We start from the raw sequence: 16075 nt of genomic DNA, 5'->3' as shown, positions 1-16075 counted from the left end.
GGCCGGCCCACGGCCCGCGCCGGAAGATATGAGGAGTTGTCCCCCTATGCGAGGCAGACCCGTCAAGGTTCTGACCGTCCTGGCCGTGACCGGCACGCTGGCCGCGGGAACCGCGGTCGCGGCCAACTCCGCTCCGCAGCGCGGTACCGGCGGCACCGAGATCCGCAATGTCATCTACCTGGTCGGCGACGGCATGGGACGTACGCATGTCACCGCGGGCCGGGACCGTTTCTACGGTGCCGAGGGCAAGCTCAACATGGAGCGTCTGCCCTACACCGGAGCGGTCGCGACCTACGCCGTCGAGAAGGACAGCGACAAGCCCGCCCTGGTGACCGACTCCGCCAGCTCCGCCACCGCCTGGGCGTCCGGCGTCAAGACGTACAACGCGGCGATCGGCGTGGACTCGTACGAGAAGCGCGTCGTCACGATGATGGAGCAGGCCAAGGCGGCCGGCTTCGCCACCGGCAACGTCTCCACCGCAGAGATCACGGACGCCACCCCCGCCGCGCAGGTCAGCCACGCGCTGCTGCGCGGCTGCCAGGGGCCGGTCTACTCGGACGCGGCCTGTCTGCCGAAGAAGGACGACGGCTCCTACGAGACGCCGCCGAAGGACAAGACGCTGATCACGCCGATCGCGCAGCAGATCGCGCGCAACGGCACCGCCGACGTGATCCTCGGCGGCGGCCTCGCCCGGTTCCAGCCGGACGACCAGAAGGCACTGAAGGCCCAGGGCTACGACGTGCTCGGCAGCTTCGGCGACCCGAAGCTGGCGGCCCAGACCGCCGACAGCCAGCAGGTGGCCACCAGGTCCGACCTGGAGAAGACCCGCGCGAAGAAGGTCATCGGCCTGTTCAACCGCGGCAACCTCACCGTCGAGCAGGCGAAGGCGGGTCTCGGGGCCGGTGCCCCGCAGAAGCAGGAGCCCACACTCGCGGAGATGACCCGCAAGTCGATCTCCCTGCTGACCGACGCGCAGCGCGCCCAGGTGAAGGGCAAGCCGAAGGGCAAGGGCTTCTTCCTCCAGATCGAGGGCGCCCAGATCGACAAGCGTTCGCACGCCAACGACGCGTCCCAGACGCTCGGTGAGATCAAGGCGTTCGACGACGCGGTCAAGGCCGCGCACGACTTCGCCAAGAAGGACGGCCACACCCTCGTGGTGGTCACGGCGGACCACGAGTGCGCCGGGTTCAACATCATCGAGAAGGGCAGCTACGTCAACGCGGAGGCGGCGGCTCCGCCCGCCAACGCCGACTCCGGCAACACCGCGAACAACAGCACCCCCTCGCGTTCGGCCTCGGGCGCCAAGGACCCGGTCCGCTCCAGCGGCATCGCCAACGGCTCGGGCGCGGGCGACGCGAAGAACTTCGGCCCGGCCACCTTCCGTACGCCGGACGACCCGAAGAACGTCAAGGACGGCAGCCCGGACGCCAGCCTGTGGCTGACGTACCTCTCCGGCAACCACACCGGCGCCGACGTGCCGATCTACGCGTACGGCCCGAACGGCGCCGCCTTCGCCGCCAGCCAGAACAACACCGAGCTGTACGGCAAGCTCTACCGCTCGCTGTTCGGCAAGGCCGCGCCCCGGCGCTGACACCGGCCGCCGGCACGGCAGGCGGCGCCGACACCGGCCGCCGACACCGTCAGAACGCAACCCGGGGGCCGGGAGGGCGGGGCCCGCACCACGCCTCGCCCTCCCGGCCCCCTCCGCGACTCCTGGAGCCACCACCGATGAAGCACCTCACACGCGGGACGGCGTTCGCGCCGGCCGTGGCCCTGCTCGTCGCCCTCACCGCCGGCTGCGGCGCGGGCGGGGACACGGGGGACGACGCGCGCGAGAAGGCCGGCGAACCGGCCGCCACCGCGACCTCCGTCGCGCTGCCCGCCCCGCGCTCCGCGCCGGAGCCCGCCGCCACCGTCGCCGCCCCCGCCCGGTCCGGCGAGGTACGTGTCGAACAGGGGCCGTTCACCGACCGGGTGAGACTGACCGGCCTGAAGCTGACCGGCGAGCCCGCCGTCACCGGCCATCTCACGATCACCACCGACGTCAGCCATGTCCTCGCGCTCGAAGTGCGCGCCGCCTACTACGACGACGCCGGACGGCTGCTGGGCACCGGCACGTTCGAGTACCAGGAGGAGGGCGGGGAAGGCGGGCACGCCCACGCCGACGCGGCCCACGGGGGCTCGGAGGCGGGCGGCGCGGGCATCGACCTCACCGTCCCGGCGAAGAAGCTCACCGGTACGCCGGCCGCCGCGGTGCTCTCGGTGCCGGTCCTGGTGAACGAGTAGCCCCTCCCGCCTGTCTCCCCGCCCCTGCCGCGCGGCGTCGCACGGCCTCGCACGGCCTCGTCCGGCCTCGTCCGGCCTTGTACGGTCTCGGCGGTCGGCGCGTCCGGCGGCAGGCGCGTCGAGCGGCCGGGGGAAACGCGGGCGGCGCACACATCCTTTGGCCGCTCTCCTCCGTTGACCGGGGTGACACCCCGGATCCGCTGAAGGAGACCGCTCATGAGGACCTGTTCCAAGGCCGCCACCGCCGTCGCCGTCACCACCGCGCTCGCGTTCGCGCTGCCCGCCGCGACAGCGTCCGCGCACGGCGACCCCGTCACGGTGCGGGCGGAGGGGCGCTTCGTCACTCCTGCGTCCGCACATCCGTCGGACGCGCTGACGTACGACACGAGGACGGTGCCCGTGGGGGCCCGTATCTCCGTCACCGAGCGCGTCGAGCGGCTCGCCGGGGGTCCGGCCACCACGGTCGTGCTCAAGGTCAGCGGTCTGCTCCCGGGCCGCGCGTACGGCGCGCATGTGCACACGGAGCCGTGCGGGCCGTCCCCCGACGACTCGGGCCCGCACTACCAGAACGTCCCCGACCCGCGTCAGCCGTCCACCGACCCCGCCTACGCGAACCCGGTGAACGAGGTCTGGCTCGACTTCACCACCGACGCCCGGGGCACCGGCGCCGCCGTCTCCCGGCACCACTGGCGCTTCCGTCAGGGCGGGGCGCACGCCGTCGTGATCCACGAACACGGCACCGCCACGGACCCCGGCGACGCGGGAACGGCGGGGGCCAGGGCCGGATGCCTCACCGTGCCCTTCGAGAGCGGCGTCCGGGGAACGGCGAAGTGGACCGGGGAGCCGATCGCGGAGCAGCCCGCGGCGCCGACGGGGAGTCCGGCGCGCTTCCGGGGATGAGACAGCGGGACGGGATCGCGGGACATCGGCGACACGTCCTGGCACCCCCACGGCTCCTACGGCTCCCACGCCCCGGCGGCCCGGACCGCGGTGCGGCCCGGACCGCGGTGCGGTCCGGGCCGCCGGGGCGGGCGTACGGGCCGGGTCAGCGGCCGAGCGCCCTGGAGAGCTGTTGCTTGTTCATCGACGAACGGCCTTCCACGCCACGCTTCTTGGCCTCGGCGTACAGCTGGTCCCTCGTCGGCCCCTGCGCGCCGCTGTGCGAGCGCTGTCCCCCGCGCTGCGGCGCGGACTTCGGGTCCCGGAGGGAGGTCCTGCTCGCCGACCGCGACTCACCGGAACGCGCGCGTTCCTTGTTGACCGTGCGGGACGCCATCTCCTTCGCCCGTTCTGGGGACCGGCCGCGCTTCTCCGCACCCTCCTTGATGTGCTCGTACTGACGCTCCCGCTTGGGACTCGCACCTCGGGGCATGAAACCTCTCCTTCGACTGGATCGCGCGTCGCACGCGCCTGAAACGGCGGGGGAGCGCGCGGCCGGAGAGGGCCGCCGCGCCGCGCCCGCCCTCCCCACTCCACGCCCGGACGGCACGGCGCGCGACACGGCGGGGGCCGTACGGGGGCTCGGGGGTACGGCACGTGGAGGCGTGGCGGTGCGCACACCCTCCGCACTCGACCAGTAACGGACAGGCGACCCCGCTCGTCCGTCCGGTGCGCGACCGGTCTACACGGGGTGCGCCGCGACCGAAGCGGTGAGGTCCTGCTGCCCGCCGCTGGCGATCATCCGTACCTCGTCGAGGTCGCTGATCTCCGCCAGGACGATGCCCGTGTCATCCGCGTACAGCGGGTGCCCGCCGGGGCCCTTGCGGTCCGTACGGTGCACGACGACGGTATCCACGTCGCCGCCCGGGACGGTGACCGGGGCGGGGGCGCCGGAGTGCGAGAAGACCAGCTCGTAGTGGTCGGACCTTCCCATGTCGCCTCCTTGACGAGGAAGCCCTGCATGTCCGGTTTTCAGTCTAATCGCGGCACGGCGGCGCCGTCGCGGGAGAGCGGGGCCGGTCCCGGAACGGGAGTCCGGGACCGGCCCGGGGGAAGCTGTGCGGGTCAGGACTCCTTGACGGCGTCCGGCTCGCTCTTCCCGTCCTTCTCGTCCAGACCCTCGATGAAGCCCTTGGCCTTCTCGACGCCCGTGTCGAGATGATCGCTGTACTTGCCGTCGGTCTTGTCGTCGATCACCGAGGCGACCTTCTCCAGCCCCTGGCCGATCATCTCGCCGTGCTCGCTCGCGAGGTCGGTCGCCTTGTCCTTGAGGTCCTTCAGCCGGTCAAACATGAATGCTCGCTCCTCCGGATGCGATCAGCCACCACCGACAGCAACCGTCGGCCCAGCTCGGAATCATACCGAGCCGTCCGGTGCCGTCGGAGTCCGAAGAGGGCGAAGAGGCGGGCGGGGGCGGGCACATGGGCGGAGACCGGGCGTCCGGGCGCCGTCGCACGTGTTGACGTGGTTCGACGCTGACCCGTCGGGGGCACGCGGCCCGCGGCGGCGGCAGGGGTCCTGGTGCGAGCCGTCGGCGCCGCGCAGGATGGGCAAGTACCGCGCTTGCCGTTGCACGCCCGCCGCGCACGCATGAGCCCCCGGAAGGGTCACGCATGACCGACAGCGCCCCCGTACCGCGACCGAGCCGTTACGCACACGAGCTGCTGACCCGCTTCACCGATCCGGAATCCCGGTTCGGCCCGCTGCCGATCTGGTGGTGGAGCGGCGCGACGATCACCAGGGAGGAACTGCGCCGGCAGATGGGGCAGATGGTGTCCCAGGGCATCCGGCAGGCCGTCGTGATGTGTCTGGCGCCCACCGGGCCGATGTTCGGCTCGCTGGCCGACGACCCGCCCTTTCTGAGCCCCCGGTGGCTCGCACTGCTCGACACCGCCTGCGCCGACGCCGAGGAACTGGGCTTCAGCCTGTGGATGTACGACCAGATCGGCTTCTCCGGCGCCAACTTCCAGGGCCGGCTGACCGCCGACCGGCCCGAGTTCGCCGGACTCGCCCTGCACCGCTCCACGGTCAGGTGCGCGGGGGACGAGGAGACCGTCCTCGCCCCGCCCGAGGGACACACGGCCCTGGCCGCCTACGCGGAGGTCGAGGCGGGGGACGGCGTGTCCGGAGCGGGTGGCGCCGCCTCGCGCGTCCGGGTCCCGCTGACCCGCGGTACGGCGCGCTGGAGCGGCGCTCCGGCCCGTATCACCCTCGTGCACAGCGGCACCCGCGGATTCGACTACTTCGGCGAGGACGCCTGCGCCGCGCTGCTGGACCAGGTCCACGGCACCCTGGAGCGCCGCGTCGGGCACTGGTTCGGCCGTGCCATCGGCGGCTTCTTCCAGGACGAGCTGCCCGCCATGCCCACCTGGGGCGGGGACTTCGCCGAGACCTTCACCGCACGCTACGGATACGACCCGCTGCCCCGGCTGTGGGCCCTGTGGGACGACGGGACGGAAGACGCCGCGGGCGACGGTTCGGACGCCGCCGAAGCGGCCCGGTTCCGGCGGGACTACCACGCGCACCGTGCCCGCCTCGGGCGGCGCGGATTCTTCGACCGCCTCGACGCCTGGTTCGCCCGGCACGGCCTGATCTGCGGCTTCGACCAGCCATCCCCCGCCCGCGAGGGCGACCCCAACGGCGGGGTCCAGGTGTACGGCGACTACCTCGCCACCCACACCGGCTACGGCGCCCCCGGCAGCGACCACTGGGGCGACCCGAAGACGCACAGCTCCCTCGCGCACGCGCGCGGGCACGAGCGGACATGGATCGAGGCGTTCCACTCCACCGGCTGGGGCGGCACCCTGGAGGAGACCTACGACTGGCTCGCGCCCCTGCTGCGCCGGGGCGCCAACCTGTACGACCCGCACGCCGTCTACTACAGCACCGCGGGCGGCTGGTGGGAGTGGGCGGCGCCCTCCACCTGCTGGCGCCAGCCGTACTGGCCCTCGTACCACGTGTTCTCGGGCGCGGTCGCGCGGCTGTGCTCGGTCCTGACGGCCGGAACACACGTGTGCGACACGGTGCTGCTCTCCCCGACGACCACGGCCCAGGCGTACCAGCGACTCGACGGGCCGCTCGGCCCGGCCCGTACGGCGGCGGCCGTCTACCACCGTCTCAACGGCCGGAGTTCGTGGTACGCGGAGGAGCGCGGCTTACTGGAGCGCGCCGGGATCGACCACGACGTCCTGGACGAGACGACCCTCGCGTCCGGGACCTTGGTAACGGATGGCACGGACAGCGTCGGCGGCACGGACAGCACCGGCGGCACGGACGGCGCCGGTCTGCGTGTCGGGGACGAGACCTACCGCACGGTGATCCTGCCGCCGGTGCGGGCCCTGCACGTGCGCGCCGCCCGAACGCTGGTCCGCTTCGCGGCGGCGGGCGGCCGGGTGATCTGCGTCGGCCGCCCGCCGGAACTCTTCCTCGGCGAGGAGCCGGACCCGTCCCAGGACACGGCGGCAGAGGCGTTCGGCGCCGCCCTGGCCCGGGGCGCCTTCGTCCTGGCCGAAACCGCCGACCAGGTGCCCGAAGCGGTGGCGAGCGGTCCGGTGCGGGTACGGGCGGACGCGCCGTTCCTGCTGCGCCGGCACGGTGACTGCCACGTGCTGACCCTGGTCGCGCACGACGAACGGTCCGGCACCGAGGCCCCCGTGGTCTCGCTGGACACCGGGGACTGGTGGACCGGGGGCTTCCCCTGGGAGGAGTACTGGGAGCAACTGCGCACCACCGGCTACCGGTTCCGCCCGCCGGGCGCGCGCCGGGCGCGGGTCCGGGTGACGGGCCTGGGCCCCGACCGGCCGCGCGCCCAGCGCTGGGACCCGGGGACGGGACACCGTACGGATCTGCCCGTGACCCCTGCCCCCGACGGGGAGTGGCTGCTGGACCTCGGCTTCGAGGACGGGCCGGTCGCGCTGGTCGTCCTCGCGCCCGCGCTGCCCGTGCCGACGCGCGCACCGCTGGGCGAGGAGCGCGACAGCCTTCCGGTCGACGGCCCGTGGACGGCGCTGGCGACCTCGACGCTGGACAACAGCCGGGGGGACCTGGCGGCGGCCGACCGTACCGGCATCCTGCCCATCGAGGTCTGGCGCATGGATCATCTGACCGACGGCTACGGCGGCGGCTACGGCGCGGGCAGAAGCAACGACCGGGGCAGAGGCGATGGCGCGGGCAGAGGCAACGGCATGGGCAGGAGCAACGGCGTTGGCAAGGGAAGGGGCGCGGGCCCCGTGCCCGGCGCGGCGGCTCCCTGGCGGCCCGTCGTCGCCGGGTACGGGCCGTTCGCGCTGGTGCGCGGACCCTGGACCGGAGCCGAGCCGCCCGCCGACGGCTGGCGGCCCGCCCAGTGGTCGCTGTCCCGGGGCATCCGCAACGACCCGGCCCACGCCGAAGCGCTCGGCCCCAAGGGGTACGTTCCCGAGGAGTTCCTCGACTGGCGGCGGGTTCCGGCGGGTGGCCGCGTCGCCGTCCGCACCCATCTCGCGCTGCCCGACCGCGACGGGCTGTATCTCGCCGTGGGAGCCAACGCGGCGCGCCGGATCACGGTCGACGGCGCGCCCGTCACCGTACGGGACTCGGGCTACCAGTCGTTCAGTCTGCTGCCCGTGCGGGCGGCGGGGCGCACCGTCGAGCTGGAGATCGAGCTGGAGGCCGTGGTGGAGGGACCGGTGCGCGCCTCCTTCGCCGTGGTGCGCGGACCGCTCGCGTACCGTCGCCCGGCCTGGCTCGAAGCGGCGGACGACACCGCCGCCGTCGTCGGCGAGAGCAGGGACCTGACCTTCCGCACGCGCCTCGACGCGCTGCCGCCCGACTGCACGATCCAGGTCGGCAGCGACGGCCCGTGCGGGGTGTTCGTCAACGGCGTCGAGATCGGCAGACAGGGCGACTTCAACCCGTATCCCGGCCATCGCGAGATCCGGATCCACCCGTACGAGATCCGGGAGCGGCTGCGGATCGGTGAGAACACCGTGGTGCTGCGGGTGACGCGGGCCGGATCCGCCGCCGGATCCGCGGCCGGCTCGTCCGAGGGTTCGCCGCCGCCCGCGCCGACCGCCGTCGTACTGGACTCCCCGCCCCGGCTCCGGGGCGGCCTCGGCTGGATCAGCGGGCCCGGCTGGCGGGCCTTTCGCGAGGACGAACGGGTTCCGCTGCGCAGTCGGCTCGCCAGTCCCCGGGACCCGCGCTTCGCGTGCGTCTGGGCCAGGCCCCATCCGCTGCCGGGCGCGCACTGGCTGGAGCCGGCCGCCGCACCGGGCGGGGTGGTCGAGCCGCTCGTGCCCGACCTGTCCCCGGGCGGCGGGCGGACCGAATGGCTGCGGCTGACCGCACCGCTCGGCACCACCTCGCTGTCCGTCCCCACCTCCCTGCCGACCACCGTCGTGGTGGCGGGCGAGGAGTACGCCATGGAGGCGGGCCGGGTCGTGCTGCGGCGCCCCCTCGCCGCCGGTACGCCGGTGTATCTGCGGATCACCGCCACCGACGGCCGCCGGGGCGGAGCCCTCCTCGACACGGCCGTGACGGCCGAAGTCGCCGAGGCCGCCGCCCCGTTGGCGAGCTGGGAGGAGCTGGGACTGCGCTCCCTGGGAGGCGAGGTGCGCTACCGGACGACGGTGTGCGCGCCCGAGCGGTGGTTCCGGCACACCACCACCGCCGCCGCCGGTACGGACGGCGGGCGGGTGCTGCTCGACCTCGGCGAGGTCCGCGGCTGCGCCGATGTCACGGTCAACGGCACCCTGACGGGACGGCTCGTCTGGTCGCCCTGGACCAGTGATGTCACGGACGCCCTGCGACCCGGCGAGAATCGGATCGAGATCGTGGTGCGCGGCACGCTCGCGGGCTATCTGGACGACGCCTCACCGACCGGCGCGGTCGTCGCCGGCCAGATCCGTACCGGCCTCTTCGGCCCCGTACGGCTCGTGCGTCACGCGCGCGAGCCCGCGTCGGTCACGACCGGTCCCTGAGGGCGGCGGCCGGAGCGACCTCCCAAACCCGCACGACCTCCGCCTCGACGCGCTCCAGCGCCACGTGGAACGGGGCGCCGCCCGGGTCGGGGCGGGCGGCGGGCGGGAAGCGGACCGGCGAGTCGGCGGCCAGCGGCAGCAGCCGCAGTTCGACGGTCCGCTCCCGGGGTTCCCCGGTGAGCGGACCGAGCGCGCTCAGCCCGATCTCCCAGGGGCGCCCGTGGCAGAAGTCGTCGGCGAACAGCGAGCCCGCGCGGTCCCTGTCTTCACCCGCGTCCCGGCCCCCGTTCCTGTCCCCGATCCCGTCCCCGTCCTCTTCTCCGTCCCGGTGGCCGTAGGCGCGGGCCGTGTCACCGCTCCAGTGCACGCGCAGCAGCAGTTCGTCCGCGTCGGTGGGGATGCCGGTGACCCGGACGCGGTGGATCTCCGCGTTCTCGTACGCCTCGGCGGCGGGGGCGCTCGCCCGTCCGGGTACGCGGGTGACGGCGGCCGGGGGAGCGGCGGCCTCCCGGATCCGCCGTACGGTGACCCGTACGCCGTCGTCGGGACCGTCGTCGGGACCGCTGTCGGGCAGCAGTGTGTAACGGGTGAACACACCGTCGGCCGCCGAGGAGAGCGTGGCGCCCGGCACCTCGGGCAGCCGTTCCGGCGCGGGCAGCAGGGCGAAGTCCGGGCGGTCACGGGCGGTGTGCAGCCGCAGCGCCCCGTCCTCGTCGGTGACGGCGTCCGCGCACAGCACCAGCCGCTCGGCGCCCAGGACGTCGAGCGGGACGGCGGTGCGCGCGGTGGCCCGGTCGAGCACCAGGATGTCGGTCTCGCCCGCGTCGGTGCCGACGGTGATCAGGCAGTCCGTACCCGGCCGCACCCCGCCGACCAGCACCGCGTCGCCCGTGTCGGTGACGTCGGCGCCCTCGGGGACGCGGATCGGGGCCGGGGCGGGGCGGGCGAACGCCAGCTCGACGGGGATGCCGTCCTCGGCGGCCAGCACCAGCACCTGACGGCCGCCCAGCTCCCGGACGCACACCGGCTGCGCGGTGGCCCAGGCCAGCCGCACACCGGCGGTACACAGCCCGACCGGCCAGCAGAAGTACGCGCCCGAGGGGACGGTCACCGGACGGTGCGGGAACCGGACCCGGTGGCCGTCCGGGAGCGCGAGGTCGAACCGTACGCCGGGATGGTCGGGCAACGGCTCGTGCGGCTGGTGGTTGTTGACGAACAGCCAGCCGGTGTCGCCGTCGGAGCGCAGGGCCCAGCGCAGGGTGGACGTGTCGCCGGGGCCGGCCGGCCGCCGGTCGGGCAGCACACTCGCGCACGGCGCCAGCGCGGGGCCGAAGTCGGCCAGCATCAGGTGCTGTTGGCGCAGTGCGAAGTAGTGCTCCCTGGCCTGGCCGTACTCGCCCAGCGGTGCCTGGAAGTCGTAGGTCAGCTCCGGCAGGTCGTTGGGCGAGCCGGTCGCGTGGGACTCCTGGAGGCCGGGGCCCGGGTTGGTGCCGCCGTGGAAGACGTAGTAGCCCTGCCAGTTGGAGCCGCAGCCCAGTTTGGTCAGGGCGAGCGCGGCGACATCGTCCGGGGCGACCCGCACCCTGCGGTGGTACGCCTGCGCCATGCCGCCGCCCAACTCGCAGGTGGCGAAAGGGAAACGGCTCGGGTCGGCGGTGCTCGCCGCGGCCGCGCCGGTGCGCAGATCGGCGCCGATGCCCGGATCGTCGCGGTCGTGGCCGAAGAGGAAGTTGGCGCGGCAGCTGTCGTCCCAGGGATCGTCGGAGCCGAACCAGAAGCCGTCGGTGTATCCGCCGTACAGCGGGAGCAGTTCGTCCCCCGGCAGCCGCACGCCGCCCCAGGCGGTGGTGGTCCACAGCGGCGCGTCGAGGCCCAGCTCGGCGGCGAGCGCCTTGAGTCTGGCCAGGTGCCCGGGGTCGGCGAACAGCTCGTTCTCGATCTGGAGGGCGAGCACCGGCCCGCCGGAGGCCCGGTCGAGGCCGCGCAGCTGCTCGGCGACCGCGCCGTACCAGCCGCGCACCAGCGCCAGATAGCCCGGGTCGTCGCTGCGTACGGTGATGTCCCGCGCCCGTACCCAGTCGGGCAGCCCGCCGCCCCGCGCCTCCGCGTGCACCCACGGGCCGATCCGCGGTACGAAGCCGAGACCGAGCCGCGCGCACAGCTGCGCGAAGTGCCGTACGTCGAGGTGGCCGTCGAAGCGCGGGGCGCCCTCCTCGGGGGCGTGGTGGAGCCAGAACAGATAGCTCGCGACGGCCGTCGCGCCACCGCTCCTGATCTTCCGCAGCGCCTGTTCCCAGCGGGCGCGGGGGTGGCGGCTGTAGTGGTACTCGGCGGTCACCGGTATGTGGGGGACGCCGCCTCTGGTCAGGAAGCGGCTGGTGACCTCGATGGGGTGGGGGACGCCCGGCCGGTCGCCCAGGTCGAGATGCCCACGCAGCGGTGGCTCCGGCCGGTCCGTCATGCTCAGGGTGTGCTCCACGGCCCCACTCCTCCCCGCCCCCCGTCGGAGGGTCAGCCGCCGGAGGCCGGTGACCTTGTGCGCGACCGGATCTGATCGTGCGTCAGATAGGAGTCGGTGTACTCGAAGTCGCGCAGGGTGGCCGGTCGGCGGCTCTGGAATCCGGTACGGACGTAGTCGTCGCCCGCCGCCGCGTTCAGCAGCCAGTTGGTCATCGTACGGACCTTGGCGACATTGGTGCGCAGCGCCATCAGATGATAGCCGCGCGCCACGGCCTGGGCCGGAAGACCGGTCAGTTGCAGGCCGAGGGGGCGGGACACCGCGTCCCTGCCGCCGAGGTCGACCACCAGACCGAGGTCCTTGTGGACGTAGGAGCGCGGGGCGGTGCCGCGCAGCGAGGCGGTCACGTTGTCGGCGGCCGTCCGGCCCTGGCGCTGGGCGTGCTGTGCGGTGGGCGGGCAGACGGCGCCGTCGCCCTTGGTGAGGTCGGGCACGGCGGCGGCGTCGCCCAGGGCGAAGACCCCGTCGGCGCCGGGCACGGTGAGCCGGCTGGTGACGGTGAGCCGGCCCCGTTCGGTCTCGGCGCCCAGGGTGGCGATCAGCGGGCTCGCGGTGACGCCCGCCGTCCAGACGAGGGTGCGGCAGGGCAGCGCGCGGCCGTCGGTGAGGGTGACCAGCTCGGGTTCGACCTTGGCGACCGAGACACCGAGGGACACCTCGATGCCGCGGGCGCGCAGGATCCGCAGGGCGTCCGTGCCGAGCTTGTCGCCGAGTTCCGGCATCAGCTTGGGCGCCACGTCGACGATGTGCCACTTGATCAGCCGCGCGTCCAGCCGGGGGTAGCGCCGGGCCGCCGACATGGTGATGCGCTGGAGGCAGGCCGCCGTCTCGGTCCCCGCGTAGCCGCCGCCCACCACGATGAACCGCAGCCGGGAGGCGCGCTCGGCCTCGTCGGTCGCCGCGTCGGCCAGATCGAGCTGGGCGATGACGTGATCGCGCAGATACGCGGCCTCGGCGAGCGTCTTCATGCCCAGGGCGTGCTCGGACAGGCCGGGGATGTCGAAGGTCCTGGTCACGCTGCCGGGCGCGAGGACGAGATAGTCGTACCGTTCATCGACGATCTCATCGGTGATCTTCCGGATGACGCACACCTTGGCGTCGGTGTCCACACCGATGGAGCCGCCGGGGATGACGCGGGTGTGGTGCAGCCCGCGCCGCAGCGAGACCGCCACGGACTGCGGGGTGAGCACCCCGGAGGCCACCTGGGGCAGCAGGGGCATGTAGAGCTGGTAGCTGAAGGGCGCCACCAGGGCGATCCGCGCCTGCTCGGGCGAGAGGGTGCGTTCCAGGCGGCGGGCGCACTCGACTCCGGCGAAGCCGCCTCCGACGATGAGGATCCTTGCTCGTGTCATGGTCCCTCTTCTGCTCGCTCCGTGAGGGTTCCAGTCCCCGGCGTCCGGCATTCGGGGGTAAGCCGGTCCGTACGGATGAAGCCCGGCCGCGGCGCGGGTCCGGCGGGCACCCGGAGAGCCGGGTGCCCGCCGGGGCGGTTCACTCCGCGACGTGGATGAGGCGGGTCGGGCACATCATGGCCGACTGCCGCACATCCTCGTGCGTCTCCTCGGGCGGCTCGTCCTGGAGCAGCAGGACGATGCCGTCGTCACCCTGGTCGAAGACATCGGGCGCGAGCATCACACACTGGCCCGAGCCCACACACTTGTCGGTTTCGATGCTGACGCGCATGGCGGGCAGACCTCTCCTCGGGGGCCGGTCACCAGGTGACGGGCAGTTCGTAGATGCCGTAGACCATCGCGTCGTCCTTGAACTGGAGTTCGTCCAAGGGCGTGGCGAGGCGGAGTTCGGGGATGCGGCGGAAGAGGGTGCCGTAGACGATTTCGAGTTCGAGGCGGGCCAGGTTCTGGCCGATGCACTGGTGGATCCCGTACCCGAAGGCGAGGTGGTTACGGGCCTCCCGGCGGATGTCGAGGGTGTCGGGGTCGTGGAAGACGGCCTCGTCGTGGTTGGCGGAGTTGTTGAGGGCGAGGATGCCCTCGCCGGCCCGGATCGTGGTGCCGCCGACTTCGATGTCCTCCAGGGCGACGCGGGCGGTGCCGGAGTCGGAGATGGAGAAGTAGCGCAGCAGTTCCTCGATGGCCCTGGGCAGCAGCGCGGCGTCGTTCTTGACGGCGTCCAGCTGCTCGGGGTGCTCCAGCAGCGCCAGCACACCGAGCGCGATCATGTTGGCACTCGTCTCGTGCCCACCGACCAGCATCAGCCGGGCCATGGTCACGATGTCGGTGTGGTCAGCGACCGGCTCGGCGCGGTTCTTCTCGATGAACCGGCTGATCAGATCGTCACCGGGCTCGTTCTCCTTCGTGGTGACCAGCTTGTCCAGATACATGTCCAGACCGGCCACCGCCGCCCCGTACTCCTCCTGGCTGATGTCGCGGTTCATCATCAGCGCCGACCACTCCTCGAACTGCCGGTGGTCCTCGTAGGGGACCCCGATCAGTTCGCAGATGACCAGCGAGGGCACCGGCAGGGCGAGGGCGGTCACCAGATCCACCGGGCCGCCCGAGGCGAGCATCGCGTCGATCCGCTCGTCCACGATCTCCTGGATCCGCGGCCGCATCTCGCGCACCCTGCGGGCGGTGAACTCGGGGATCAGCATGCGGCGCTGATCGGTGTGCTGCGGCGGATCCATCGACAGGAGCATCAGCCGGACGGACTGGAGCATCTCCTCCGGGATGTGGAACTGGTGCGGGTAGCCGGGGAGTTTGAGGTTCGAACTCACCCGGGCGTCACCGAGCACCTCCTTGACGTGGTCGTGCTTGGTGACCAGCCAGGTGGGCTTGCCGTTGACCTTGAGGGTCGCGCGGGAGACCGGCTCGGTCTCGCGGAGCTTGGCGTACTCCTGCGGCGGGGCGAACGGGCAGGTGCGCACCATCGGGAAGGCGGGATGCTGCGTCGCCACCTCGTCCCGGGTGCCTTCGGCGGACTGGGTCATGGATGCCCTCTCGAATCGAAACGGGGTGCCGGAGCGGAGCGGCGGTGTGCTGAGGTGCCGGTGCGGCACCTACCAGGTGACGGGCAGCTCGTAGACGCCGAAGACCATCGCGTCGTCCTTGAACTTCAGCTTCTCCAGGGGCGCGGCGAGGCGGAGTTCGGGGATGCGGCGGAAGAGGGTGCCGTAGACGATTTCGAGTTCGAGGCGGGCCAGGTTCTGGCCGACGCACTGGTGGATCCCGTAACCGAAGGCGAGGTGGCTGCGGGCCTCCCGGCCGATGTCCAGGGTGTTCGCGTCCGGGAAGACCGACTCGTCGTGGTTGGCGGAGTTGTTGAGCGGCAGGATGCCCTCGCCGGCCCGGATGGTGACACCGCCGATCTCGATGTCCTCCAGGGCGACGCGGGCGGTGCCGGAGTCGGAGATGGAGAAGTAGCGCAGCAGCTCCTCGACGGCCTTGGGCAGCAGCGCCGAGTCCTTCTTGACGGCGTCGAGCTGGTCCGGGTTCTCCAGCAGCGCCAGGGTGCCGAGCGCGATCATGTTGGCGGTCGTCTCATGGCCGGTGACCAGCATCAGCCGGGCCATGCTGACGATGTCGGCGTGGGTCACCGCCGGCTCGGCGCGGTTCTGCTCGATCAGCCGGCTGATCATGTCGTCGCCCGGCACGGACTCCTTGGTGGTGACCAACTGGTCGACGTACTGGTCCAGTTCATAGTGCGCGACGCCACGTTCCTCGTCGCTGATGTCATGATTCATGATCTGCCAGGCCCAGATCTCGAACCGCTCGTGGTCCTCGTACGGCACCCCGAGCAGTTCGCAGATGACCAGGGAGGGCACCGGCAGGGCGAGGGCGGTCACCAGATCCACCGGGCCGCCGGCGGCGAGCATCGTGTCGATCTGGTGGTCCACGATCTGCTGCACCCGCTCCCGCAGCGCGCGCATCGACCGGACGCTGAACTCCGGTGCCAGCATGCGCCGCTGGACCGTGTGGTCCGGCGGATCCATCGACAGGAAGGTCAGTGGCACCGCCTGGAGCATCTCCTCGGGGACCGGCACCTGGAGCGGATAGCCGGGCAGCTTCAGATTCGCGGTCACCCGCGAGTCGCCGAGGATCTTCTTGATGTGATCGTGCTTCGTGATCAGCCACGCGGGCTTGCCGTTGACCTTGAGGCTGGCGCGCGAGACCGGCTCGGTCTCCCGCAGCTTGGCGTACTCCTCCGGCGGGCTGAACGGGCAGGCGCGCGCCATCGGGAACGCGGGATGCCGCGTCGTGTCGTGGTCCTGTTCGGCTGGTTGGGTCATGATGCCCTCTCGCACTCGATACGTCGTACGCGCGGACACGTCGAGCAGCCGCCCGTGGCGGTGCCGGGCGCGGCGCTTTCCGACCGCTGCTCGCACGCTAAACAGCGGGCCGACCGGATCACACCC

At 72.7% G+C, this 16075-nt stretch carries 12 protein-coding genes; 4 read left to right on the top strand and 8 right to left on the bottom strand.

The window, feature by feature from the left end; genetic code table 11:
• Positions 1-46: 46 nt before the first annotated feature.
• The 3 genes from OG627_RS05080 to OG627_RS05070 all read left to right on the top strand — a co-directional run bounded on the left by OG627_RS05080 (position 47) and on the right by OG627_RS05070 (position 3186).
• Positions 47-1591, top strand: coding sequence for an alkaline phosphatase (locus tag OG627_RS05080; protein WP_329061835.1), 1545 nt, complete (start codon positions 47-49; stop codon positions 1589-1591).
• Between the two features lie 137 nt (positions 1592-1728).
• On the top strand, positions 1729-2286 hold the full coding sequence (locus OG627_RS05075; RefSeq protein WP_329061833.1) for a hypothetical protein: 558 nt from the start codon (positions 1729-1731) through the stop codon (positions 2284-2286).
• 216 nt (positions 2287-2502) lie between these two features.
• Complete coding sequence (locus tag OG627_RS05070; RefSeq protein ID WP_329061832.1) at positions 2503-3186, top strand: superoxide dismutase family protein; 684 nt, start codon at positions 2503-2505, stop codon at positions 3184-3186.
• Positions 3187-3331: 145 nt separating this feature from the next.
• Here the strand turns inward: OG627_RS05070 and OG627_RS05065 are convergent, their stop codons facing one another.
• From OG627_RS05065 to OG627_RS05055, 3 genes are all read right to left on the bottom strand, one after another.
• Positions 3332-3658, bottom strand: coding sequence for a plasmid stabilization protein (locus tag OG627_RS05065; RefSeq protein WP_329061830.1), 327 nt, complete (start codon positions 3656-3658; stop codon positions 3332-3334).
• Positions 3659-3907: 249 nt separating this feature from the next.
• On the bottom strand, positions 3908-4159 hold the full coding sequence (locus tag OG627_RS05060) for a DUF6296 family protein (protein WP_329061828.1): 252 nt from the start codon (positions 4157-4159) through the stop codon (positions 3908-3910).
• Between the two features lie 131 nt (positions 4160-4290).
• Positions 4291-4518: an antitoxin gene (locus OG627_RS05055; RefSeq protein WP_329061826.1), complete on the bottom strand. Its 228-nt coding sequence runs from the start codon at positions 4516-4518 to the stop codon at positions 4291-4293.
• Positions 4519-4838: 320 nt separating this feature from the next.
• On the opposite strand from OG627_RS05055, the gene OG627_RS05050 reads away from it, so the two are divergent.
• The gene (locus tag OG627_RS05050) at positions 4839-9185 is read left to right on the top strand and encodes a hypothetical protein (RefSeq protein ID WP_329061824.1); all 4347 of its coding nucleotides are present in this window, start codon (positions 4839-4841) and stop codon (positions 9183-9185) included.
• Here OG627_RS05050 and OG627_RS05045 read toward each other — a convergent pair.
• The 5 genes from OG627_RS05045 to OG627_RS05025 all read right to left on the bottom strand — a co-directional run bounded on the left by OG627_RS05045 (position 9169) and on the right by OG627_RS05025 (position 15949).
• Entirely contained in the window at positions 9169-11664 is a 2496-nt protein-coding gene (locus OG627_RS05045) for a beta-galactosidase (RefSeq protein ID WP_329061823.1), read from the bottom strand. The genes OG627_RS05050 and OG627_RS05045 overlap by 17 nt on opposite strands.
• A gap of 32 nt (positions 11665-11696) precedes the next feature.
• Positions 11697-13055: an NAD(P)/FAD-dependent oxidoreductase gene (locus OG627_RS05040; protein WP_329061821.1), complete on the bottom strand. Its 1359-nt coding sequence runs from the start codon at positions 13053-13055 to the stop codon at positions 11697-11699.
• Between the two features lie 139 nt (positions 13056-13194).
• Positions 13195-13386, bottom strand: coding sequence for a ferredoxin (locus OG627_RS05035; RefSeq protein ID WP_329061819.1), 192 nt, complete (start codon positions 13384-13386; stop codon positions 13195-13197).
• A gap of 28 nt (positions 13387-13414) precedes the next feature.
• Complete coding sequence (locus tag OG627_RS05030; protein ID WP_329061818.1) at positions 13415-14650, bottom strand: cytochrome P450; 1236 nt, start codon at positions 14648-14650, stop codon at positions 13415-13417.
• 69 nt (positions 14651-14719) lie between these two features.
• The gene (locus tag OG627_RS05025) at positions 14720-15949 is read right to left on the bottom strand and encodes a cytochrome P450 (protein ID WP_329061816.1); all 1230 of its coding nucleotides are present in this window, start codon (positions 15947-15949) and stop codon (positions 14720-14722) included.
• Positions 15950-16075: the final 126 nt, after the last annotated feature.

Origin of the sequence: Streptomyces sp. NBC_01429, assembly GCF_036231945.1 — a bacterium.
GTDB lineage: Bacteria > Actinomycetota > Actinomycetes > Streptomycetales > Streptomycetaceae > Streptomyces.
This window is presented reverse-complemented; position numbering and strand designations above follow the sequence as displayed.